Source organism: Brenneria sp. L4-2C, from assembly GCF_040240335.1.
GTDB lineage: Bacteria > Pseudomonadota > Gammaproteobacteria > Enterobacterales > Enterobacteriaceae > Brenneria.
In genome coordinates this window covers 70,890-93,346 of record NZ_JBEIAC010000004.1, presented here as the reverse complement: position 1 = coordinate 93,346, position 22,457 = coordinate 70,890, and the positions used below count along the sequence as shown (strand labels likewise).

The 22,457-nt window shown below is 40.7% G+C and carries 19 protein-coding genes; 3 read left to right on the top strand and 16 right to left on the bottom strand.

All coding sequences use genetic code 11. The features are described from left to right. Positions 1-122: 122 nt before the first annotated feature. The 16 genes from ABRZ26_RS08300 to wecA all read right to left on the bottom strand — a co-directional run bounded on the left by ABRZ26_RS08300 (position 123) and on the right by wecA (position 18,813). Entirely contained in the window at positions 123-1,352 is a 1,230-nt protein-coding gene (locus ABRZ26_RS08300; protein ID WP_319603788.1) for an O-antigen polymerase, read from the bottom strand. Further along, complete coding sequence (locus ABRZ26_RS08295; RefSeq protein WP_319603787.1) at positions 1,342-2,133, bottom strand: glycosyltransferase family 2 protein; 792 nt, start codon at positions 2,131-2,133, stop codon at positions 1,342-1,344. The genes ABRZ26_RS08300 and ABRZ26_RS08295 overlap by 11 nt, the downstream gene beginning before the upstream one ends. Next, entirely contained in the window at positions 2,130-3,086 is a 957-nt protein-coding gene (locus tag ABRZ26_RS08290) for a glycosyltransferase (RefSeq protein ID WP_319603786.1), read from the bottom strand. The genes ABRZ26_RS08295 and ABRZ26_RS08290 overlap by 4 nt, the downstream gene beginning before the upstream one ends. A gap of 1,271 nt (positions 3,087-4,357) precedes the next feature. After that, on the bottom strand, positions 4,358-5,266 hold the full coding sequence (locus ABRZ26_RS08285; protein ID WP_319603785.1) for a glycosyltransferase: 909 nt from the start codon (positions 5,264-5,266) through the stop codon (positions 4,358-4,360). 43 nt (positions 5,267-5,309) lie between these two features. Then, positions 5,310-6,404 carry a UDP-galactopyranose mutase gene (gene glf / locus ABRZ26_RS08280; RefSeq protein WP_319603784.1) on the bottom strand — a complete coding sequence of 365 codons (1,095 nt, stop codon included), beginning with the start codon at positions 6,402-6,404 and terminating at the stop codon, positions 5,310-5,312. A gap of 8 nt (positions 6,405-6,412) precedes the next feature. Continuing rightward, positions 6,413-7,654 carry a flippase gene (locus ABRZ26_RS08275; RefSeq protein ID WP_319603783.1) on the bottom strand — a complete coding sequence of 414 codons (1,242 nt, stop codon included), beginning with the start codon at positions 7,652-7,654 and terminating at the stop codon, positions 6,413-6,415. Between the two features lie 23 nt (positions 7,655-7,677). Then, complete coding sequence (rfbD, locus tag ABRZ26_RS08270) at positions 7,678-8,532, bottom strand: dTDP-4-dehydrorhamnose reductase (protein ID WP_319603782.1); 855 nt, start codon at positions 8,530-8,532, stop codon at positions 7,678-7,680. Further along, positions 8,529-9,065, bottom strand: coding sequence for a dTDP-4-dehydrorhamnose 3,5-epimerase (gene rfbC, locus ABRZ26_RS08265; RefSeq protein WP_319603781.1), 537 nt, complete (start codon positions 9,063-9,065; stop codon positions 8,529-8,531). Before rfbC ends, rfbD begins: the two co-directional genes overlap by 4 nt. Before the next feature lies 1 nt (position 9,066). Continuing rightward, positions 9,067-9,936, bottom strand: coding sequence for a glucose-1-phosphate thymidylyltransferase RfbA (rfbA, locus tag ABRZ26_RS08260; protein WP_319603780.1), 870 nt, complete (start codon positions 9,934-9,936; stop codon positions 9,067-9,069). Positions 9,937-9,953: 17 nt separating this feature from the next. Continuing rightward, positions 9,954-11,018 (bottom strand): dTDP-glucose 4,6-dehydratase, encoded by a 1,065-nt coding sequence (rffG, locus tag ABRZ26_RS08255; protein WP_319603779.1) that lies wholly within the window; start codon positions 11,016-11,018, stop codon positions 9,954-9,956. Between the two features lie 27 nt (positions 11,019-11,045). Beyond that, the gene (wbaP, locus tag ABRZ26_RS08250) at positions 11,046-12,479 is read right to left on the bottom strand and encodes an undecaprenyl-phosphate galactose phosphotransferase WbaP (protein WP_319603778.1); all 1,434 of its coding nucleotides are present in this window, start codon (positions 12,477-12,479) and stop codon (positions 11,046-11,048) included. An 18-nt stretch (positions 12,480-12,497) separates the two neighbouring features. After that, positions 12,498-13,409, bottom strand: coding sequence for a glycosyltransferase family 2 protein (locus ABRZ26_RS08245; RefSeq protein WP_319603777.1), 912 nt, complete (start codon positions 13,407-13,409; stop codon positions 12,498-12,500). A gap of 430 nt (positions 13,410-13,839) precedes the next feature. Next, positions 13,840-16,008, bottom strand: coding sequence for a tyrosine-protein kinase Wzc (gene wzc, locus ABRZ26_RS08240; RefSeq protein WP_319603776.1), 2,169 nt, complete (start codon positions 16,006-16,008; stop codon positions 13,840-13,842). Between the two features lie 18 nt (positions 16,009-16,026). Continuing rightward, positions 16,027-16,461, bottom strand: coding sequence for an arsenate reductase/protein-tyrosine-phosphatase family protein (locus ABRZ26_RS08235; RefSeq protein ID WP_319603775.1), 435 nt, complete (start codon positions 16,459-16,461; stop codon positions 16,027-16,029). An 8-nt stretch (positions 16,462-16,469) separates the two neighbouring features. Further along, positions 16,470-17,606 carry a polysaccharide export protein gene (locus tag ABRZ26_RS08230; RefSeq protein WP_319603774.1) on the bottom strand — a complete coding sequence of 379 codons (1,137 nt, stop codon included), beginning with the start codon at positions 17,604-17,606 and terminating at the stop codon, positions 16,470-16,472. 124 nt (positions 17,607-17,730) lie between these two features. After that, entirely contained in the window at positions 17,731-18,813 is a 1,083-nt protein-coding gene (wecA, locus tag ABRZ26_RS08225) for a UDP-N-acetylglucosamine--undecaprenyl-phosphate N-acetylglucosaminephosphotransferase (protein ID WP_319603773.1), read from the bottom strand. Between the two features lie 711 nt (positions 18,814-19,524). Here wecA and ABRZ26_RS08220 point away from each other — a divergent pair. The 3 genes from ABRZ26_RS08220 to ABRZ26_RS08210 all read left to right on the top strand — a co-directional run bounded on the left by ABRZ26_RS08220 (position 19,525) and on the right by ABRZ26_RS08210 (position 22,015). After that, positions 19,525-19,812 (top strand): antitoxin of toxin-antitoxin stability system, encoded by a 288-nt coding sequence (locus ABRZ26_RS08220; protein ID WP_319603772.1) that lies wholly within the window; start codon positions 19,525-19,527, stop codon positions 19,810-19,812. Further along, positions 19,809-20,093: a type II toxin-antitoxin system RelE/ParE family toxin gene (locus ABRZ26_RS08215; RefSeq protein ID WP_319603771.1), complete on the top strand. Its 285-nt coding sequence runs from the start codon at positions 19,809-19,811 to the stop codon at positions 20,091-20,093. The genes ABRZ26_RS08220 and ABRZ26_RS08215 overlap by 4 nt, the downstream gene beginning before the upstream one ends. Positions 20,094-20,428: 335 nt before the next feature. Beyond that, positions 20,429-22,015, top strand: coding sequence for a TerC family protein (locus ABRZ26_RS08210; protein WP_319603770.1), 1,587 nt, complete (start codon positions 20,429-20,431; stop codon positions 22,013-22,015). Positions 22,016-22,457: the final 442 nt, after the last annotated feature.

Sequence of the window (22,457 nt, the reverse complement as noted above, 5' to 3'; positions counted from 1 at the left end):
TAAGATTACTTAAGTAAAATTGACAACTGAACTTGGATAACCAATGACACACAACTAAAGCATAACAAAACAAATCACCTATCTAAGACAATAAAAATTATAAAGAAAACATATCATTCCAATTAAGGAAACAGAGTTTTACCATTGAATTTAAACCTCAAAAAAATGAAAAAATAAAATATAAATTGCCCAATAAAATTTAGATTTGTAAAGTTATCAGAATATATAGACAAAACACATGAGGTAGATATTGTTATTAGAGAAAAAAAAGCCAAAGAACTCCTTCCTGAAAAATATATAGAACCAGAGACTAACCCCAAAGCAATCATTAATGATTGAATACCGATCCAACCATTATCAATATATGGTCTTAACATTGCAGTTGAAACATTAAATGCTTCACTCTCAAACCACAAACCGACATTAGACGCTGTTGCAATAAAATCATATCGGCTCCCCCCCCCACCTCTTAGTATATCCATTATTACCGAAGGAACAAGCGGGCTAAATGTTCGGACAAAGAAAATATTATACTCCGGAGTTGCATTCTGTATTGCATATATGAAGTTATGCAATGGTGTTGTCATATATAAATAGACCCAATTTAAACCAGGGACCATTTCAATGATACTATCAGATTTAAAACCACCTAATTCATTAATATGCCCTACACCACTACGTATATCACCGACAACGCCAAAAACAACTACAACTGTCAGCCCGATAAGAAAAACCTTTATAAATTTTGAGAAACTTATATTATTTAATGTCAAATAAACAAAAATCCATTGAGTAACACCAACCATAAAAACCTTTCGGCTTACAATTAGCACTCCCCAGAAAAATGTGTATAATATGATGCAAAGATAAAATTTATTTTTTGTTTTTTGATATAAAACTAAAGAAATAGTTGATAGACTTAAAAAACCAGCCATTAATAATCCATGTAAAGATGGGATTCCAAATGCGAAATGACTTAAATTCCCCCCTCTTAATTTTGACAGAAGAGGAATGTATCCTCCTATCAAAAACTCTAATAGCGATAAAAAGACCAAAAAATAAAATACATATTTTATTCTTCTTAATTCCATGTTAGAGAAAACAATCTCCATCATGGCTTTTTTCTTTCTCAGAACAGTTCTAAACATGAAGACAAAGAAATATGCCACTACAGCAGGGATAATAATTGCCATTACAGTGACAATAACAATATCAAAGGGAAAATAAAGACGTGGAGATAAAGATATTATATAAAGAAAAGAAACAAAAGCCCAAACAGATAATAAAATCCATATAGGATTTATATATAGCTTATTTTTATCAACAGCTATAGTTATATTATCATTTCTCATAAATCCCTCTGAAATTTAATTTTGAAAAAAACTCTCTCAATAAAATATTCATTTTAAAACAAAGCAACAAAAATTTATTTTTCTTATATAACATATAATGTTTTTCTAAAATATACTTTCTAGCCCATATTCCTTTATTAAAACCCGTCGAGATAGATCCCTTAGTTTCCATGCAAATTGCTAAACAATCAGATATATAATATCCATTGTAATTTTCAGAAAGCCTAATTGCAAGTTCCCAATCTTGAAATCGTGGCAAATTATTATCAAAACCATTGATGCTAACTAATGCTTGTCTTTTTACTATAAGGCATTGCGTACTTACAAAATTTTTTCTTAACAACCGCTTCAAGGTATTATTTCTTTCAAGAAAGATATCCCTTTTAGAAATCCCCCCTCCTGTACAAAAATTATTTTTATAACCTCTTAGAAATGGATGAACAATGTAATCTATGGTGCAATTCATATTTTTAATTGTATTTAATATTTTTTTTATTTTATCAATACGCCAATAATCATCACTATCATTGAATGCAATCCACTCACCTTGAGCATACTTAATCCCTAAATTCCTAGCGAAACACGCACCTTTACGACCATCGGTTGAAACAATTTTTACATTTAAGTCAGAAATAACTTCCAAACTATTATCTGTCGAACCATCGTCTACAACGATCACCTCCAAATCATACTCACTATTTTTTTGAGATAACACTGATAGAACAGACTCTCTAATTGAATTAGCGCGATTAAAACACGGTATCACAACACTAATCATCATTGTATATCTACCTTTCCAAGTTTATTTTTTATTGCATCCGAATATGCCTTAAAAAACACCTTCCAATTTGACAACATAAGAAAGTTAAACTTAAAACCCCTTAAGTCTTTTATTATTTGAATAAAAATAAAATACATAAAATTCACATAATAAAAAAATCCATTTTTATTATATCGCAGATCAGTAACGACTCCATTTCTAATAGTATAATAAACTCTTTCCTTATTTGAATTAGGATCAAGAATTACAGAACCACTTTTACGCACATGCCAAGAAACATCAATATCAGTAACAGCAATGTTTTTTATTAAAATCAATTTATATCCTTTAGCTTTTGCTCTTAATGAATATTCAAAATCATCAGAATATAAATAAAAACTTTTATCAGGTAATCCAATATGTTTAACTACATTCCGTTTCAATACCATACCACCATATGGCAATATATCGGCATAAATATACTTATCACTTTCTGATCTTTTTTCTTTAAAAAAATAGAAAATATCATATCCTAAAAAACAATTATTTGAATATATAATATTCATCCCTTTGGATAGCGATTTAACTTGATTAACTCTATCCTTCCTATGGGCACAAAATATTTTATCACTATTATCATTATATAGATAATAACTGATAATATTTTTCACCCCCCCTTGGTCGATAACATTATCATCATCGAGTAAAATAAGGAATTCTTCTTTTTTTTGTTCTAAAAAAAACTTTATTCCATAAAAATAACCACCAGCAGATCCCTCATTACAGTCATTAAATATAATGTTTATTCTTTTATCAGAACATTCAGTGCGTAAATGATTACATTGAGTAGTCGTCTGCCCATTACTAACTATTACTATACTGGACACATCTTCATCCAATAATCTCTCAATAACCTGTTTAAGAAGATGGATTCTTTCTCCATATGTGACTATAACAGCACAAACATCTATCATTTTATTTCATCTTTTATAATTAACACTTTGTGGTTTATAATAGGAGAATGAGGAATTCATGGGAAATCATTCAGCCTCCTACGCCCAGAAATGATACTTTACGTATTAAAAACAACGTAAATATAAGAATTAAATTTCATATACCTAATAAACTTTATGATGTAGGCTTCGTTATCTAAAAAATAGTAAACTCTTTACGTTAGTTGAACCAAGTATTTCAATCAATCTGATTTAAAAAGGATTGAATATCGGAACCAAAAATTATCTAGCATTTTAAAAATACTGATTATTTCATAACTTGACTAATACTTTATTTTCACATGAACTTTGTTGCATTCAGCGTCTGGAAATACAACAACAGATAGTGAAATCTATATTCATCATAAATGAGCGCTCGTGATTTTACTGATTTTTTGTTCTTTACTCATCAATTAATATCCGCATGTCATCCCTCATGTAGGATAAAATATATTCTAAATTAAATCGATTTATCAATACCATTTTCATTTAAACTCTCTTAATATTCATATCCAACGAACTATAATCCTATCTTTCTTCATTGAAGATCATGTAGAAATTCTACTGAGTTTTCATAGATAAAACTATGCCAATTCATACCTAGAATACTAAAGCAGAAGTCCAGCATTGAGAATGCATAAGCTACAATTTCACAGGTACGATGAGACAAATATTAAGGCAATTGAGCGATTAAACGTTCTATTTGTTCAGTACAAACAACGTACGTCATTAGAGTAGCCGTTTTTGGTTTGAACTAATGTAATCATTGATATGGCAGTTAATAGTGGTTTTATGGAGACGAAAAGTGTCAAGATTGCTGCCTATTTTTTCCTCTCTGAATTCAGCATTACTTCGCCTATTGGTTGCTAGTTTCTGGTTCTTCCCGACCAGCGCTCAAGAGATGCGCCGTTTTACCTGAACTTAGCCACGTAAAGCGGACACAGTTCTAAGTGAGATTCTAATTTACAAATTATTATGAGCTAAAACCGCCACAGGCACAGTGGCGACACCAGCGATTGTAATCACACTCGATATAATCAAACACCTTCGTGCGCATTATTTCCCGGCAGGCACTACATAACCATGACCGAGTTCCAGCTTTCAAATACCAGAAGCGCCGATTTTATGCGAGTACGAACTACCATCAAGAGTTACATCATACAGACCTTTAAGTTTGATTTTTCTCATCAGTAATAAATATTTCTATAGAGCATGGATAATTAGCATGAACATCAAATTTTTAATAATTCAAATTAAAACTTAAATCCTGGTTTATATTTTTCATCTACCCCTTTCCTATTCGCTTTCGCAGAAAAAATAGCACGTCGATAAAGATCTCGTGTAGTACTATTTCTCATGCTTCTAATCTGTAATAAAATCTTTAATTTTAACAGCAGCATTTCATATAAGTAGGTCAAATATGCATGTTTTTTATACATAAGCATTTTATTTCTAACGCCATAAAAAGTTTTCCATGAAATATCTGTATTACTTGATAGCGTATCATGATTTATTTTTGCATTTGGAACACACAGTATCTTACCTATTTTCCTCAAACGCCAAGAATGCTCTGTATCGTCATACCATATGAAATATTCTCGTTCGGTAACACCGGCTTTGTCTAGCTTTTTAGCATTTATGACGACACCAACATATGAAAACAAATCTATAGAAAACTCATCTTTTTCATATTCATGAATGTCAATTTCCTTCTGATTTTGGAGGAAAAAATATTTTTTCACTAATGCTCGTCTATGACTAACATCTATTTTACCTTTATCAATAACAGCACCACATATTGCAGAATAATCTGATTGGTTTATCTCAGCCAATTTAGATCTTATCACATGGAAACAGTCTACTTCAGGGAAAGCATCATCATCAGAAACCCATATCCAATCTGGCTTTAAAGTTAAAGCATATTTAAACCCTTCGTGAAACCCTCCGCTACCACCAATATTTTCATTCAAACTCAGTAAAAATTTACTTTTATATTTAGTTTTTATAAACCAATCATTTATAACTTGAGACGTTCGGTCTGTTGAATTATTATCAACTATAATAATAGAGTCAGGAGGTGATACAATCTCTTCAAATCTTTTTAAAACCATCTCCAAAAGTTCAGCTCTATTGTATGTTACTATTACTGCACAAATGTTCATATACCCTCTATTTAATAAACTCGACAAGGTTTAATTAATATTCTTATAACGCTTTAATTAGATTTAATGCAGACCGGATGACTTGGTGCATATCATAGTATTTATACTCAGCCAGTCGGCCACCAAAAAAAACACCCTTTTCCAAATTAGAAAGAGAACGATATTTTTTATATAACCTCATGTTCTTATTATCATTTATTGGGTAATAGGCATCATCACCTAACTTCCACTCTTTAGGATACTCTTTTGTTATCACTGTATGTGATGATTCCGTCATATCAAAATGTTTATGCTCTATGATCCTAGTAAATGGAACATCGCTACTCGTATAATTTATAACAGCATTCCCTTGATAATTCTCGATGTCTAACGTTTGTGTATCAAAATAGAGAGAACGGTATTCTAAACAACCGTAACAATAATCAAAATACTCATCTATAGCACCAGTATAAATTACGCTCTTAGTTAGTTTTGTAAACTCATCTTTTGTTTTAAGAAAATCAACATTTAACTTTACATCTATACCCTCTAACATTTTATCAATCAATGCAGTATACCCACCAATTGGAATACCTTGGTAACGATCTAAAAAATAGTTATTATCATATACCATTCTTACCGGTAATCGGTTAATAATAAATGTAGGTAATTCTGTAGCCTTTCGCCCCCACTGTTTTTCTGTATATCCTTTTATAAACTTTTCATATATATCTCTCCCTACAAGTGAAATTGCTTGTTCTTCTAGGTTTTGCGGCTCCTTATCTTTCATCTCATCCCGTTGACTATCTATTATATCTTTAGCTTCTTTAGGCGTTTTACATCCCCATAGTTGATAAAATGTATTCATATTAAATGGAAGATTAAATAGCTTCCCATCAAAAAAGGCTAAGGGGGAGTTAGTGAATCGATTAAACTCCACAAAAGAATTAACATACTCCCAAATAGCTTTATCATTTGTATGGAAGATATGTGCGCCATATTTATGAACTTGTATACCATTGTTATTTTCAGTATATACATTTCCACCAATATGGTTTTTTTTTTCTAAAACAAGGACTTTATTCCCCTTCTTTTTTAACTCATATGCACAGACAGAGCCAAAAAGTCCAGAACCAACAATAATATAATCATACTGCATATACATCCTCACTTAAATAATGGAATATTATTTTTCTTAATAACTAAATACATCAATAATGTTACTAATAACTCAGTGAAAAATACAGACACCGCTGCGCCTTTTTGCTCAAATGGATAAGCCAATAACAATAAAGCGAACACATTAAAAATTCCCGACAAAATAAGTATTTTGCTGAACACTTTCTTTTTACCAAGTACTAGCAATGTTTGAACACCAAAAACATTATTGAATCCAATAATAAATGGCAACCACGCAAGCCATCTAAGCACACTGACAGACTCAGAGTATGCACTCCCATATGCAAGTTTTATTAAAAAATCAGCGAACAAAAATAACGTAAGACTAACAAAAAAAGTAATACAACATAGAATTAGAAGTAATCGTCTAATCATACAGAATGCCTGATCTCTATCCCTCCTCATTAACGTATTTATTCTTGGATAAAAAGCTTGAGAAATTGGTGATATTAGTCCTTGTGCAGCTAACCTAAGTTTATCAGCAGAAACATAATATCCTACAGCTATTGGCCCTGAAATAAGACCAAGAATAACAGTAGTACTTGTAGTATATAAACTGATTGCTGCAGTAGAGAGAAAAACATGCCAACCTTCAATAAATTCATTTTTTATTTTATTAAAGTCAATGCTTTTTCTTTTTATCCACTTTTCTTTATATACTATCACTAAACTAACAAAACCTGCTCCTAAAGCTGAAATCCCATTAATCAATGCAGCTAACCATGCATCATGCTGAGTGGTAATAAATAAAAAGATAAATGGTATAGATAACAAACGAGCAACTATATTAGATATTGCGCTCCATCCCATTTTTTCTTTCCCTTGAAACAACCATGTTGGAAAAATAACATTACCTAATACTGTTATATATGCTGAAAAAAGAATTAATTTTATTTGACTAGCTTTATCATAGACAAAAATAACTGAACACAAAAATAAAAAACCACAAATACATAACAAAAATTTGCATGCTATAGTAGTCCAAAACACTTCACTTATACAGTCATTATCTCCTTTATTAATGGCAATTTTTTGAGTGGCTGACAAATTAAACCCATAATCAACCAATATACAAAAATATTGAATCAAAGCAAGGGAAAAACTTAAATTCCCGTATCCAACAGGCTCCAACACTCTGACAAGATATGGAAGTGTTATCAAGGGAATAATAAAATTAGCCCCCTGAATCCCAACTAATGAAATTATATTCTTAAGAATAGTTTTATCCAAAAAAACACCCTTTAATATTAAAGCTAAATTAATTTAATAATCACATTTAATGCAGAAACCCAATCACTTAAACCTATATTAAAATTCGATATTTTTTTACAATTTAATCCTGAGTATTTAGGTCGAATGGCAGGTGTTGGATACTGTATTGTTGCAATAGGTTTTATTATAGGTTTTTCTTCTAAACGTTCTAACGTCATAGCTTTATCAAAAATAATCTCAGCAAACTCGTTCCATGCAACCTCTTTATCACCACAAAAATGATAAACTCCACCAGGGGCATTCAGCTTCAACAAACCAATAATCGCCTGAGCAATATCCCCCGCATAAGTCGGACAACCACGCTGATCTGCCACAATCCCTAATTCATCACGATCTTTCGCCAATCTCAGCATGGTTTTCACGAAGTTATTGCCATATTCGCTGAAGACCCAAGCAGTACGGATAATAATGGCATCAGGAAGAACATGAGAAACAGCTATCTCACCATCCAGTTTGGTTTTACCGTACACGCCCAACGGATTAGTTTTATCTGTCTCAATATAAGGAACCGTTGCGTCACCATCAAAAACATAATCTGTCGATACATGGACCAGACGAGCACCAATCTCTTTAGCCGCCAGCGCCAGATTTTTTGGACCAGTTTCATTGATCAACGCTGCCAGTTCCGGCTCACTTTCCGCTTTATCCACCGCAGTGTAAGCTGCTGCATTGACGATGGCATCAGGTTGGAATTCTTTTACCGCGGACAATACTTTCTCATAATCGGTAATATCCAGATCGGCGCTGTCCGTCGCCCAAATCTGCCACCCCTCAGGCAATCGATCCTGAAAACAACGGCCAAGCTGGCCGTTTGCACCCGTCAATAAAATTTTCATACTGCCAGTTCCTTAAACCGTTTACCTAACTTATCTTTTTCAGAAAGCAGAGGCTCGATGACAGGCCACTCAATACCGACATCAGGATCGTTCCACAACAGGCAGCCTTCATTTGCCGGATTGTAGTAATCAGTGCATTTATATTCAAAATCAGCTACATCAGACAAAACCACAAAACCATGCGCCAGGCCGGGCGGGATCCAGAATTGCGTTTTGTTTTCTTCTGAAAGGATCACGCCTTCCCAGGCGCCATAAGTTGGAGAACCGGGGCGGATGTCGACAGCTACATCAAATACTTCTCCTCTGACGACTCGCACCAATTTTCCTTGCGGATTCGATCTCTGAAAATGCAGCCCACGCAGTACTCCTTTTGAGGAACGGGAGTGATTGTCTTGTACAAAATCCAGATCAATATTCAACATTTCCTGATAACGTCGTTTTTCAAACGTTTCCAGGAAAAAACCTCTCGCATCACCAAACACTTTTGGCTGAATGATCTTTACACCCTCAATACGGGTATCCTTAACCTGCATCTTATTTCTCCCCAATCAAGCGGGCTAAATACTGCCCATAATTCGTTTTACTCAAGGCTTTCGCCTCTACAGCAACCTGCTCTTTACTCAACCATCCTTTACGAAAAGCGATTTCTTCCAGGCAGGCAACCTTAAATCCCTGACGTTTTTCAATGGTATGAACAAACTGCGATGCTTCCATCAGGCTGTCATGCGTACCGGTATCCAGCCAGGCAAAACCACGCCCTAATTGTTCAACATTGAGCAAGCCTTTTTCCAGATACATCTCATTTAGCGTTGTAATCTCAAGCTCACCACGCGCAGAAGGTTTTACTAGTTTGGCCATATCGACAATCTGGTCATCGTAAAAATAGAGGCCGGTTACCGCCCAGTTGGATTTAGGCTTCAGCGGTTTTTCTTCCAGAGAGATTGCTCGGTTATTTTCATCAAATTCAACCACCCCAAAACGCTCGGCATCTACCACCTGATAGCCAAAGACCGTCGCACCTTCCGTTCGCGCCGATGCCGCTTCCAGCTTTTGACCAAAGCTCTGACCAAAATAAATATTATCACCCAGCACCAGAGCACAACGATCCCCGTTAATAAACTCTTCACCAATGAGAAATGCTTGCGCCAGGCCGTCTGGGCTAGGTTGAATAGCGTAACTGAAGTTGACGCCGAAGCGGCTGCCGTCTCCCAAAAGACGTTTAAACGAAGGCATATCCTCTGGCGTCGAGATGATCAGGATCTCTTTAATGCCTGCCAACATCAATACAGATATCGGATAATAGACCATCGGTTTATCGTAAATAGGCAACAACTGTTTAGATACACCGCGGGTAATCGGATGTAAACGCGTTCCTGAACCACCGGCCAGTACAATACCTTTCATATTTTATATCTCCTGAATTAACCCGTTATACCCAAACGCTCGCCAGCATACGAACCATCTTTGACACGGCTCCACCATTGTTCGTTCGCCAAATACCACTCCACCGTTTTGCGAATACCGCTTTCAAACGTTTCCTGGGGTTTCCAGCCTAATTCTCGGTTTATTTTGGATGCATCTATGGCATAGCGCATATCGTGACCAGGGCGATCGGTAACATACGTAATTAGATCTTCATACTTATTAATGCCATCAAGCTTATCTGGCACCAATTCATCCAACAGTCGGCAAATGGTTTGCACCACTTCAATATTTTTGCGTTCATTGTGTCCGCCAATATTGTAGGTTTCCCCGACTTCTCCCTCGGTTACCACTTTATATAAGGCCCGGGCGTGATCTTCCACATACAGCCAGTCACGGATCTGAGCGCCATCGCCATATACCGGCAGTGGTTTGCCTTCCAGCGCATTAAGGATAATCAGCGGGATCAACTTTTCCGGGAAGTGATAAGGGCCGTAGTTGTTGGAGCAATTGGTCACAATCGTTGGCAGACCATAAGTACGTAGCCAGGCGCGAACCAGATGATCGCTGGAAGCCTTAGACGCAGAATAAGGGCTGCTGGGGGAATAAGGCGTAGTTTCTGTAAATAGGTCATCCGTACCATGAAGATCGCCATACACTTCATCGGTTGAAATATGATGGAAACGAAATGCTTTTTTAGCATCATCATCCAACGTATTCCAATACTGACGTGTAGCCTCCAATAGCGTATAGGTACCAACGATATTGGTTTCGATAAACGCTGCCGGGCCGTCGATGGAACGGTCAACGTGGCTTTCCGCCGCCAAATGCATCACAGCGTCGGGCTGAAAAGCATTAAAAACGCGCTCCAACTCTTTACGATCACAAATATTCACCTGTTCAAATTTGAAACGCGCATTATTAGCAATCGGCTTTAATGATTCAAGATTGCCAGCATAGGTCAGGCTGTCTACGATCAGAATCTCATCCGCCGTATCATGAATAATATATCGGGCAACCGCAGACCCAATAAAGCCGGCGCCGCCAGTAACGATAATTTTCATATATCCCTCAAAGCTCAATTATTATCTTTAATACGCGCCATCTCTTTTCAAAACCACATTGATAGTTTTAAAAAGAATCGCAATATCATTCCACAAAGACCAGTTTTTCACATACCAGGCATCAAAATAAACGCGGGTGTCATAATCGACATCACTTCTGCCACTGACCTGCCATAATCCAGTCATGCCAGGCTTTGCCATTAAATAATAATCAACGTCACCAGCATAGCGCTCCAATTCCTTTTCAATCACCGGACGAGGTCCCACCAAGCTCATCTCACCTTTAAGTACATTAAAAAGTTGCGGTAATTCATCAAGGCTGGTTTTACGAATAAAATGTCCGACACGGGTAATACGCGGATCATTTTTTAATTTAAAGTCTTTATTCCATTCGGCCCTTGCCTCAGGGTCGCTTTCCAATAATTTCTGAAGCACTTCTTGAGAGTTCATGACCATGGAGCGGAATTTCAGACATTTAAATTTGTTACCATCTCGACCAACACGCTCATGTCCGTAAATGGCATTACCGCCATCTTTAGAAACCAGATAAGCCAGAATAATCAAGAACGGGGAAAGTAAAATAATAATGCTTGCCGCACCTATAATATCGAAAGTTCTTTTTAAGATACGGGACGTTCTCTTCGCCAGATTATTACTGACACGCAAAATCATGACTTCATGGCTGAAAATAAATGACATATCCGTGCCATACAAAGGCACACCTCGCAATGTCGGGATCACAGAAACTGAACGACAGTGATGTTTTGCCAGCGTCTTCAACCATTCATCACGCAAAACATGCTCATCAAATTCTAATGCCACAATAAATTGGGTAGACTCGGGATCGCACTGTTGCCACAGCTGTTGCTCATCACAAATTACCGGTAATCCCAACAACGTTTTCTCGCATTGCTTGCCGCTGGAGAAAAAAGCACTGATGGCAAATCCCAACACTTCTTCACTTTGCAATGCGGCATAGGCATCACGGGCATTTTTACCTGTACCAATAATGATCGTTTGTTTTTGCCATAATCCGAGTCTATTCAAAAGCCGTTTCATTAAGGCTCGTCCCAGTGGGACTAAAATAACCGCAAGCATCCATGTAATGACCCAGATATAACGCGAAAAATGCCACTTAGAAAAAGCGACCAACGCAAGATCAAAAACAGAAAAAATGACTAAGGTTCTTATTACTTCTTTTAACTCAAACCAGAATGGTTTTCGATAAGTATAGTGCCGCAATCGTACCCAAAACCAACCAACGCAAAGTACAGAAAGTGTGAAATGAGAGATAAATCGCGCTGGTAATTCAGAGTCAGGAATAAAATCAGAAATATCATAATTCAGTGTATTCACGAGCCACAGAGTCAAGAATAATGATAAATTAAATAATACAAAATCTGATAACGCTAACAAAAACTTTACTATATTATAGTTTATGGAATTCTTAAATGTATGCATGGCTGCACCTCAATTATATTAATCCTTATACCAATAACCTTTATGCATACTGAATTTTTCCACCAAAGATATTGGTAATTTATTATAATTCTGTCCGAGTTTATAACCTGTTATTTTAAAAAAATTATTAATACAAGCTAACGGAATCCAAAATGGCGCATGTTTTAAGAGAAAATTTAACTCTGAAAAAATGAATTTCTTCCCTTCACCACCAGCCCCGCCAAAACTCTCTCTTATCCAAGGCTCATCGTGATGAAAAACACCGATATCAAAATATCGTTTAAACTCTTCCCAGGCGGAATAATTATGTGAGTGTTTTACATCAGAGTCAGCAACATAGGCGATTTTATATCCTGCTAAAACAGCCTTCGCCGCAAAATACATATCCTCCCCCAGAATGGTATTTGATGGAAAACCATCTAACGATCTAAATACATCAGTTCGATAGGCGGAAAAAGAGTTAGAGGAAAAAACCGTTTTAATACCATACTTTTTCTTATCGTCTAAACCTAACACATGATTTTCTACGCCATAATTAAAATTACGCGCATGTGTTGCCAGGGGATTAGCATCATCATGAGGTAGTTGGCGGCCGTAGCCGACTGCTACTTTAGGGTCGTTAAACGCCGATAAGATAGACTTGATACAACCAGGTTCCGGTATAGCATCCTGAGTAAGAAATATTACTATATCCGCATCAGTGGAACTTTCAACGCCCAGATTTCTAGTTCCTCCATGATTAAACTCTGTTTTATTTATTTTAATAATCTGAAAACCAGCATCTTCTGCTATTTGACAAGTATCATCACTACTGGATGAATCAACCACAAGAACAGAGTCAAAATCTTCAGATTGTTTTTTTATCGCAGCACAAATCTTCCGCCATAATTCTCCGCCATTATAAGTGGGAATAACAATTCGAACTTTCATTATATTTCACCGTTGAAAGCAACAATAAATAGGAAACCATATTAAATTCATTCAAATAGATTTTACATCATTGAATAATCATTACCGGAAAGGTATATTTAATTTTTCGTGAAGGTTAAATACGTTTTTAGTCCACCGTTTGCTGCTTGAGATCCCCGCCTTCGCGGGGATGACGAAATATAACCTTGGAGATAACGAAATATGATAGAAAAAATATAATTCCAAGAATAAGGGACCAGTTATAATTTTAAACCATGATATATATTAACCCAATGTTACATAAGATTTCTGACCACAGAGTGACTGAGAATACGTGATAGCGATATATAATCACGGTGATGATATGTTTTAATTTATTACCAAACGTAAAGCTCGCTTTTTATAAAGGCGAACTTTACGTTAAAAGGGAAAAGGCTAAACGTCGGATAAGCTATTTTTTATACTCATAGGTATAATAATCATAATTGCCGTAGCCATAATAACTGGCTGCTCTTTTGACAATCGCATTAAGAATAACCCCCTTGATCTCCGTACCATTTTGCTCAAAGCGTCGAATACTCACTTCAATCTCTTTTAAGGTATTCATCTCAAAACGAGCAACCAACAGAGACGTTCCGGCATGGCGACTGATAATAGCCGCATCCGTTACCGCCAGAATGGGCGGTGTATCCAGCAATACGATATCATAATGCTGAGAGGCCCAATTGATAAAGTCAGAAAAATGGCTATGCATTAGCAGTTCTGAAGGATTGGGGGGAATCTGCCCTCTGGGAATAAAGTCCATATTATCCACTGCGGTTTTTCTTATCGCTTTTTCCGCTACCGTTTGTCCTGATAAAATATCAGATAATCCGTTAGCAGCATCGGTACCCATCAGTTCATGGGCATAACCTTTGCGCATATCACAGTCAACAATCAGCACTTTTTTCCCTGATTGGGCAATCACCGCCCCCAGGTTGGCGCTGACAAAGGTTTTACCAATTTCCGGGCTAGCGCCGGAAATCATCAGCACATTATTTTTCGCTTCCATCATGGCGAAATGCAGACTGGTACGCAGGCTTCTGATAGCCTCAATGGCTAAATCCGTTGGGTTACCGGTCGCCAGTAGTTCATTCGCTCGAGTATTAGCTTTTTTTCCCTTATGACGAGTAAACAGTTCCCGATCTTTTTTCTGCTGCCATTCCGAAAGCGGCACGCTGGCATACACGTTAATCCCCAACTCTTCCAGTTGTTCAGGGCTTTCAATGCCTTTATGCAGCATTGTTTTAAGAATAACAAAAACCGTAGAAAGTACGCTGCCAAAAATCAAACTTAATAATACGATCAATATTTTCTTCGGCTTAACCGGCTTTAACTGAGTAGCAGCGGAGTCAATAATACGCACATTTCCGACTACACTGGCTTTATTGATACTCAATTCCTGCTGCTTATTCAGCAACTGCATATATACCTCTTGTCCAGCCTGTACATCGCGAGTTAGGCGCAATATTTCCTGCTGAGTTTTAGGCATGCCCCCGACACGTTTATTTAGCTTATCCCGCTCTTGTTCCAGCGTTTTACGTTTTTCCATTAAAGCACGATAAGCCGGGTGCTCCTTAGTATACAGCTTAGAAATTTCCGCTTCTTTAAAGGTCAGTTCATTTAACTGTGCCTCTACTGAAACCATGGTATCCAGCACAGCTTTAGCTTCCAGAGAAAGGTCGACCGATTCATTTTGTTGGCGATATTGATTCAGCTTATTTTCCGCTTCATTCAGCGAATTACGAACATTGGGTAATTGTTCTTTCAGAAAATCCAAGCTCTTACCCGCTTCTTCCGATTTCCTCTCAACATTCTGCTGCAAGTAGTTTTGACTTATACTATTTAAAATTTTACTGATATCTCCTGGACTTTCTCCTTCCAAGCTTAATAGTAAAACCCCGGTATCTTTACCAGTATCTACAACAGAAAAATTGTCAAGTAAGTCATTAATCGCTGTTAACTCATTCAATTTTTTTAATCGAAAAGCGGTTCCTTCGGGGGCGGCAATATCACTCACTAATAGCGTAAGACCATTGTTACTCTCCAACTTCCCTACCGTACCGGTAAAATTGACGATATCACCTGCTGCAACCTGATAACTGGTTCGGCTTAATACCGTTAGCTCAATTTTTTCATCCTGCCAGGAATCCGGCACTTCCAGGCGAGAAACGGCTATTTCTCCCGGTTCTTTATTCAGAACTCTGGCTAGTCCTTTGCCAAACACCGGAAAATATTTTTGCTCAACTACCGTATCCAGAGAGAGATCGCGGATCGTTTTACCTATCACCATACGGGATTTTATCAGCTCAATTTCCGCCGCCGATTGCGGTTTGGAGTCCGGCAGCATGCTGGAGATATCGCTTAATAACTTATTACCGGTGTTCTGTTCAACCTGAATTAACGCATCAGCCTTATAAACCGGCGTCGCTAATGTGGCATATAAGATACCGATAATGGCGAACACGGCAGTAACACCAATAATCAACCATCTGTTATCCAGCAACGTGCCTAACAAATGCCCTAAATCAATTTCATCTGACGCGGTTTCAGATGCTTTTACTGAAATTTTTTCTGCCATGGGTTTCCCTGACTTGTTTTAACGGCTTAATGCTTGCACCCATTTCTGGGCAGACTGCTCAAGTTGCGAATAAACGAATTCAAACGCTTCGCGGCTTTTACGGTAGGGATCGGCAATTTCCTGCTGATTGAGCCAGTGGCCGAACAACATGGTTTTGCCACGCACCTCCGGCACTTTACGCGCCACCGCATCAATATGCCCTTTCTCCATCACCAGAATCAGATCGTACTGGCGACAGAGCGCCGAGGTAAGCTGTTGCGCACAGTGGCCTTCCAGAGAAAGTCCGTGAGCCGCGGCCACTTCGGCAGCGGTGGCATCAGCAGGTTTGCCCACCAGTGCGGCCAGCCCGGCCGAGGCAATTTTTTTCCCCGGCAGCGCCCGTTTCAGCAACCGCTCCCCGGTTGGGGAGCGGCAAATATTACCCACACACACCACTAAAATAGAATCAAACATCGTTATCTCTACGGCCAGTTGCGGATACGCAATGTGCCTTCGGTCAAATCATTAAAGCCGGAAATGGTCGGCACCAGTTGGCTGATAACCCGGTTCCAGCGCACAATCGGCGCGGTAGTCACATAGACAATATCGTAAGGCTGAAGCTGGAACTCAGTGCCCATCACCATCGCTGTCGCATCCTGAGCATTAAGCTGGTAGATATTAGCCAGTTTCGGCCCTTGCGTTCCTCTTAATGATCGAATAACAAAAATACCGGTGGCATCGGAATAGGCCTGATCGATACCTTCGGCATTACCCAGCGCTTCAGTCAGCGTCATGCCGCTGCGGTCCATCTTCAGGGTGCTTTGTTTCTTCACTTCGCCCATCACGAATACTTTCAGGTCATCGTTGCGGGGAATATAAAGGATATCGCCAGGGTAGAGCAGGCGGTTCTGCGACAGGTCGCCGTTTTGCATTAGCGCCTGTAGGGAAATACGCTGTTCTTTACCATTATGGGTCAACACCACGTTGCGCCAGTCGGCATTTTCGGTCAGGCCGCCCGCTTTATTGATCGCATCCAGGATGGTCAACGGCACGTTGGTGATTGCCTGCTGTCCAGAGGTCGCGACTTCGCCCGTCACATAGGCTTTCTGCGAACGGAAGGCGGCGATACTGACGTCAACCTGCGGCGATTCAATATAGGTCGCCAGACGGCTCATAATCTGGTCGCGCACCTCGGTTACCGTTTTACCGGCCACTTTAACCTTGCCGATATAGGGGTAGAAAATGGTGCCGTCGGAATGTACCCAGTTGCCTGTATCCGCCGCGGTACGATACGTCCCTGCCGGCGTGGTGAGTTCCGGATGGTCCCAAACGGTAACCATAATGACATCGCCAACACCGATGCGATATTCGTAGCCTTGCAGCTCGCTCTCCAGCGCCGGATTATTCTGCGCCACCAACGGCCTGGAACGCATTTTTTCCACCAGATAAGGCGTCATCGGGTAAATGTTAACCAGCTTATTAATATCAAAATCAGCATCTTGCTGTTCGATAACTTCTTTGCCGCTGCTGGAAAGATGACTGCCGGGAACAATGGTGCAACCACTAAGCAGAACGGTTGAAACCACCAATGGTAACAATTTTAATTTGTGCTTTATCATCCTGTGTATGCCATCGCTCTTGATTGAAATTTGCGCAAATCCCTACAAAACCATCAATAATTATAGAGAAGATTTATTCGAACGAACCTGGGGTCTAACGTATAAAAAGCAGGTAATTTACTTGTTAACGCCGCTGCGCCATACGGTTCATCAATGCAGTCTGCCGGCTATGTCGGATACGTCGACTCCATGCCAATACCCGCCATATCCGGGGGGTTGACCAGAAGTAACCGGCAAAGGTCGCCAGAAATACGCTCAACATAATAGACTCAGATACGCCATTGCGCTCGCTAATGATGCCGATCGCCGCAAATAAAATCGCCACACCGACAATCATAGTCAATGCCAGGCGCGGCGTTAGCCCCGAGCGCACCAATATGTGATGAATGTGCTCGCGGTCAGATTTAAAAGGACTATGGCCTTTGCGAATGCGGCAAATCATCACGGTCGCCATATCCATCAGCGGGATGGCGATCAACCATAATGCGGTTACCGGATGCATCACGGCCGATTCCCCTTGCGTCGCCAATATCAGCAGCCAGATTACCGTAAAACCAATCAACGTACTGCCGGCATCCCCCATAAATACCTTCAATTTATTACCCCAGGGGATGCCGAGGTTCAATAAAATATAAGGTAGGGTTGCGGCCAGCAGACATAGGCTCCACTGGGCCAACTCGCGCTGTTCGTCAAGATAGAACAAGACGGCAAGCGCGCCGAAGGTAACACAGGAAAGCGCGCCCAGTAAGCCGTCAAGGCCATCAACCATATTGAACGCGTTGATGGCGCCCCATACGGCGAACAGCGTAATGATGTAGCCCCAAGCGCCTAACAAGACTTCATAGCCAAACAGCACATTGCCCAGCGTGGTCAAATACAGACCGGCATACATCATTAACGCGGCGACCAGCGCCTGCAAAGCGATACGAGGTAATACGGGAAGGTCAAAGCGGTCGTCTAATACGCCGACTACCAGCAACGCACTGGCGCAAAGCATATAGAGAGGGAAATAAGGGAGCCATTCAGGATGGAGCGCATACAAAATCCATAACGCCAGATAGATAGAAACCCCACCAACTAAAGGGATATCGCCGTGATGTTGTTTCCTGATATTGGGTTTATCCACTAACCCAATAGCCATCGCCGCCTTCCTTGCGAAAAAAAGGGCAATGAATGCACTAATGAACACTATGGTAAATTCTTGCATATTTGCATCATCATCAACCGTTATAAATTATGTCGCATCAGACACGCTACCGCCCTTGGCTTGTAGCTACCAATGCACTGTAAAAAAACGGAAACCATTCTACGGATTCAGATTTTGGAATCTTGAAACACGCACTTTATGTGCGAGATATTATTTTTATGCAGGGAGCAACGCTCGCGTAACAAAAACGTTGTTTAGTCAGCCGCCCTTTTGTTGAAAAAGACGATCCCTGTTGCAAAACTAAATTTTGCGTCCTAATAGTATTGACTACTAATTGCAGAGTACAAGGAGAAGATGTTCTAAGCGGTTCTTTTCAGAAAAAGACTACATGCACCCATAACAATTTCACCTCTGTTAGCATAAAAAACCGACTTCAGAGATAAAACCGGCATGTTTTTATGAGCCTTCATCATTGATAGCGTTCTCCACGCCGAAAAACCACCATAATAATGGTGGCATATTCTATGCACCGGCAGGCGGCACTTCAAACGCAATGCGCCATAACATGGCGTTAACCCACCAAAAAGGGATTACTTGCCTTTTTTTTAGGCAACGGTGACATATTTTCGCCGGAATAACGCCGTTCCACTTACCAGGGCAGCAACAAAAGCCGAACATTGAATTGGCCTATGATGTTGTCCTCCCCCTAAATAATACGTCACAAGATAATGCTTTGGTATATACTCGGTATATCTTTATAGGGGGGGTGTTATGACGACAAAAGCAGTTTTCACCATGAAGTTGGAGCCTGAGCTGCGCGATGCGTTCATGGCGGAAGCGGCAGCCGACGATCGGCCTGCTGCTCAGGTTATTCGAGAATTAATGCGGGGCTATATTGAGCAGCGCAGGCAGAGTCGTGACTATGATGCCTACCTCCGCCGCAAAGTTGACATTGCCCGTAAGTCAATGACGGCTGGCCGTGGCCGCACAAACGCCGAGGTCGAAGCAGCGTTTGCTGCACGCCGCAACGAGGTGACGGCAGGCAATAACAAATCGTGATAGTGATCTGGACCCCTGAGGCCGAGCAAGATCGTGCTGATATATGGGACTATATTACAGCTGATAATCCGGTTGCTGCGGTTAAGATGGATAATCACTTTAGTGAAAGTGCCATCAGACTTGAAGAGCAGCCAGTAATGGGCGTTCCCGGCAAGATCCCCGGTACTCGTGAGCTATTCCCTCATCATCATTATCGTATGGTGTATGAAATCAGCGAGGATGAAAATACTGTATGGATATTGTCCCTGGTTAGTACATTTAGTGAATGGCCGCCTGTTTAACACGCCTTTTACATTGCTTGCATAGGTACAGTCGACTGAGTCAACTAAACAACAACAATCTGGAATAGTAAATTTTACGTCGTCAAATCCTCAGTCTCTATACCCAATAGATTTCGAGCTGCAGGAAGGCGGCAACTGAACGAATCCCCAGGAGCTTACTCAAGTAAGTGACTGGGGTGAGTGAAGGCAGCCAACGCACCAGCAACTTGAAAGATGACGGGTATATACCATTGCTTTGATTCATCACCATAAAATACCCTTACAAATTCTGGTTCATCCGCGTTTGCCCTGATACGCTATCAAGCGTGGTATTCAATAAAGGTGAAATAATAAGTATGGAGTGGATCGTTGATCCAACAATATGGGCCGGTCTGGCAACGCTGGTCGTGCTGGAACTGGTGCTGGGCATAGACAATCTCGTTTTCATCGCCATTCTGGCTGAAAAACTACCTAAAGAACAAAGAGATAAAGCGCGAGTGGTGGGTCTATTGCTCGCACTGGTGATGCGTCTGATTTTATTGTCGTCGATTTCCTGGCTCGTCTCCCTGACAACCCCCCTTTTCACGCTGCTTGGGCATTCGTTCAGCGCACGCGATGTGATTATGTTGATTGGCGGCGTGTTCCTGCTATTTAAAGCAACAATGGAGCTCAACGAACGGCTGGAAGGCAAGGATCAGGAACAACATGCGCAGCGCAAAGGCGCTCGTTTCTGGCCGGTGGTGGCGCAGATTGTCGTTCTGGACGCCATTTTCTCACTGGATTCCGTTATCACCGCCGTCGGCATGACGGAACATCTCTTAGTGATGATGTCCGCAGTAACGATCGCCATCTTCCTGATGCTGTTAGCCAGCAAACCCTTGACCCGCTTTGTCAGCGCGCATCCAACCATTGTTATTTTGTGCCTGAGCTTTTTGCTGATGATTGGTTTCAGCCTGGTGGCGGATGCGTTTGGCTATCATATTCCCAAAGGTTATCTCTATGCCGCGATTGGTTTCTCGGTTCTGATAGAGATGTTCAATCAGGTATCGATGTTTAACCGCCGGCGCTTTCTGTCTTCGTCCGTACCTCTGCGCCAGCGCACCGCCGAGGTGGTGCTGCGAATCCTGAAGGGAGAGCATGAAGAAGCGGAGCTGGATAACCAGACATCCTCTATGATTGCGGACAACGCCCAAACCGGACAGGCCGTTTTCAATGTGCAGGAACGTCGTATGATAGAGCGGGTCCTGGGCATGTCGCAGCGTACCATCAGCAGTATTATGACCTCCCGTCATGATATCGACCCTATCGAGCTCAATACCTCACAAGAGGCACTGGCGCAGATATTGAAAAGCAACCAGCATTCGCGTTTGGTGATCGTCGACAGCGAAAAATCAGATGAGATACTGGGCGTCGTCAATGTCACGGAGCTATTGCAGCAGCAGTTGGACCATGTCCCCTTCGACCTGCGAACGCTGGTTCGCCAGCCGTTGATATTCCCCGAACAACTTTCTCTGTTGCTGGCGCTTGAGCAATTCAGGGAAGCACGTACTCACTTCGCGTTCGTGGTTGATGAGTTTGGTTCGGTGGAAGGCGTCGTCACATTAAGCGACGTGATGGAAACCATTGCCGGGAATCTGCCATTGGCGGGCGAAGACGTGGATGCCCGTCATGATATTCAGCAGAATACCGACGGCAGTTGGACGGCTAACGGCTATCTTCCTCTGGAAGATCTGACCATGTACGTTCCCATCAAACTGGATGAAAAACGGGAATACTATACGCTGGCAGGGCTGCTGATGGAGCACTCGCAACGGATCCCGCAGGCTGGCGATACCTTATCTATCGATGGTTACACCTTCACCATTTTAACGGTGGAAAGCCACCGTATCGTGAAGGTACGGATCACCAAAGATGCCGATCCGCAAGCCGATTTCGAAGTGTGAAGGCGACTGCACGCCACCTGGGTTCCCACTCTAAACGTCATTCCCACGCAGACGGGAATCAGTCAATGGCTGTCTGCGGTTTCAGCAAGTGATCCCCGCCTACTGATGCGGGGATGACGGTGGTGTGGGTGGGGGTGACAGGGATGTATTTACCGCAGGGGGAATAGGGAAAACATCATCACTGCGAATCATATTCCAAACTAGCCAAAGTACACCTTGCACACGTGTCATTCCCGCGCAGGCGGGAATCAGCCAATGGCTGTCTACGGCTTCAGTAAGCGATCCCCGCCTACTGCCGCGGGGATGACGGGTTAGTGCCGGAGGTGGCGGGTTGCTGGCGGGAATGGTGGGGTCATGTCGGAAGATAACTGGGTCGTAGCGGATACCATGTTGATTAGCTACATTCACACCTCGCCCGCGTGTCATTCCCGCGCAGGCGGGA

What these genes read in the sequence shown, in the direction of transcription:
- ABRZ26_RS08300 (WP_319603788.1), bottom strand. Translation starts at nt 1,352, where the DNA reads ATGAGAAATGATAATATAACTATAGCTGTTGATAAAAATAAGCTATAT.
- ABRZ26_RS08295 (WP_319603787.1), bottom strand. Translation starts at nt 2,133, where the DNA reads ATGATGATTAGTGTTGTGATACCGTGTTTTAATCGCGCTAATTCAATT.
- ABRZ26_RS08290 (WP_319603786.1), bottom strand. Translation starts at nt 3,086, where the DNA reads ATGATAGATGTTTGTGCTGTTATAGTCACATATGGAGAAAGAATCCAT.
- ABRZ26_RS08285 (WP_319603785.1), bottom strand. Translation starts at nt 5,266, where the DNA reads ATGAACATTTGTGCAGTAATAGTAACATACAATAGAGCTGAACTTTTG.
- glf (WP_319603784.1), bottom strand. Translation starts at nt 6,404, where the DNA reads ATGCAGTATGATTATATTATTGTTGGTTCTGGACTTTTTGGCTCTGTC.
- rfbD (WP_319603782.1), bottom strand. Translation starts at nt 8,532, where the DNA reads ATGAAAATTTTATTGACGGGTGCAAACGGCCAGCTTGGCCGTTGTTTT.
- rfbC (WP_319603781.1), bottom strand. Translation starts at nt 9,065, where the DNA reads ATGCAGGTTAAGGATACCCGTATTGAGGGTGTAAAGATCATTCAGCCA.
- rfbA (WP_319603780.1), bottom strand. Translation starts at nt 9,936, where the DNA reads ATGAAAGGTATTGTACTGGCCGGTGGTTCAGGAACGCGTTTACATCCG.
- rffG (WP_319603779.1), bottom strand. Translation starts at nt 11,018, where the DNA reads ATGAAAATTATCGTTACTGGCGGCGCCGGCTTTATTGGGTCTGCGGTT.
- wbaP (WP_319603778.1), bottom strand. Translation starts at nt 12,479, where the DNA reads ATGCATACATTTAAGAATTCCATAAACTATAATATAGTAAAGTTTTTG.
- ABRZ26_RS08245 (WP_319603777.1), bottom strand. Translation starts at nt 13,409, where the DNA reads ATGAAAGTTCGAATTGTTATTCCCACTTATAATGGCGGAGAATTATGG.
- wzc (WP_319603776.1), bottom strand. Translation starts at nt 16,008, where the DNA reads ATGGCAGAAAAAATTTCAGTAAAAGCATCTGAAACCGCGTCAGATGAA.
- ABRZ26_RS08235 (WP_319603775.1), bottom strand. Translation starts at nt 16,461, where the DNA reads ATGTTTGATTCTATTTTAGTGGTGTGTGTGGGTAATATTTGCCGCTCC.
- ABRZ26_RS08230 (WP_319603774.1), bottom strand. Translation starts at nt 17,606, where the DNA reads ATGATAAAGCACAAATTAAAATTGTTACCATTGGTGGTTTCAACCGTT.
- wecA (WP_319603773.1), bottom strand. Translation starts at nt 18,813, where the DNA reads ATGCAAGAATTTACCATAGTGTTCATTAGTGCATTCATTGCCCTTTTT.
- ABRZ26_RS08220 (WP_319603772.1), top strand. Translation starts at nt 19,525, where the DNA reads ATGACGACAAAAGCAGTTTTCACCATGAAGTTGGAGCCTGAGCTGCGC.
- ABRZ26_RS08210 (WP_319603770.1), top strand. Translation starts at nt 20,429, where the DNA reads ATGGAGTGGATCGTTGATCCAACAATATGGGCCGGTCTGGCAACGCTG.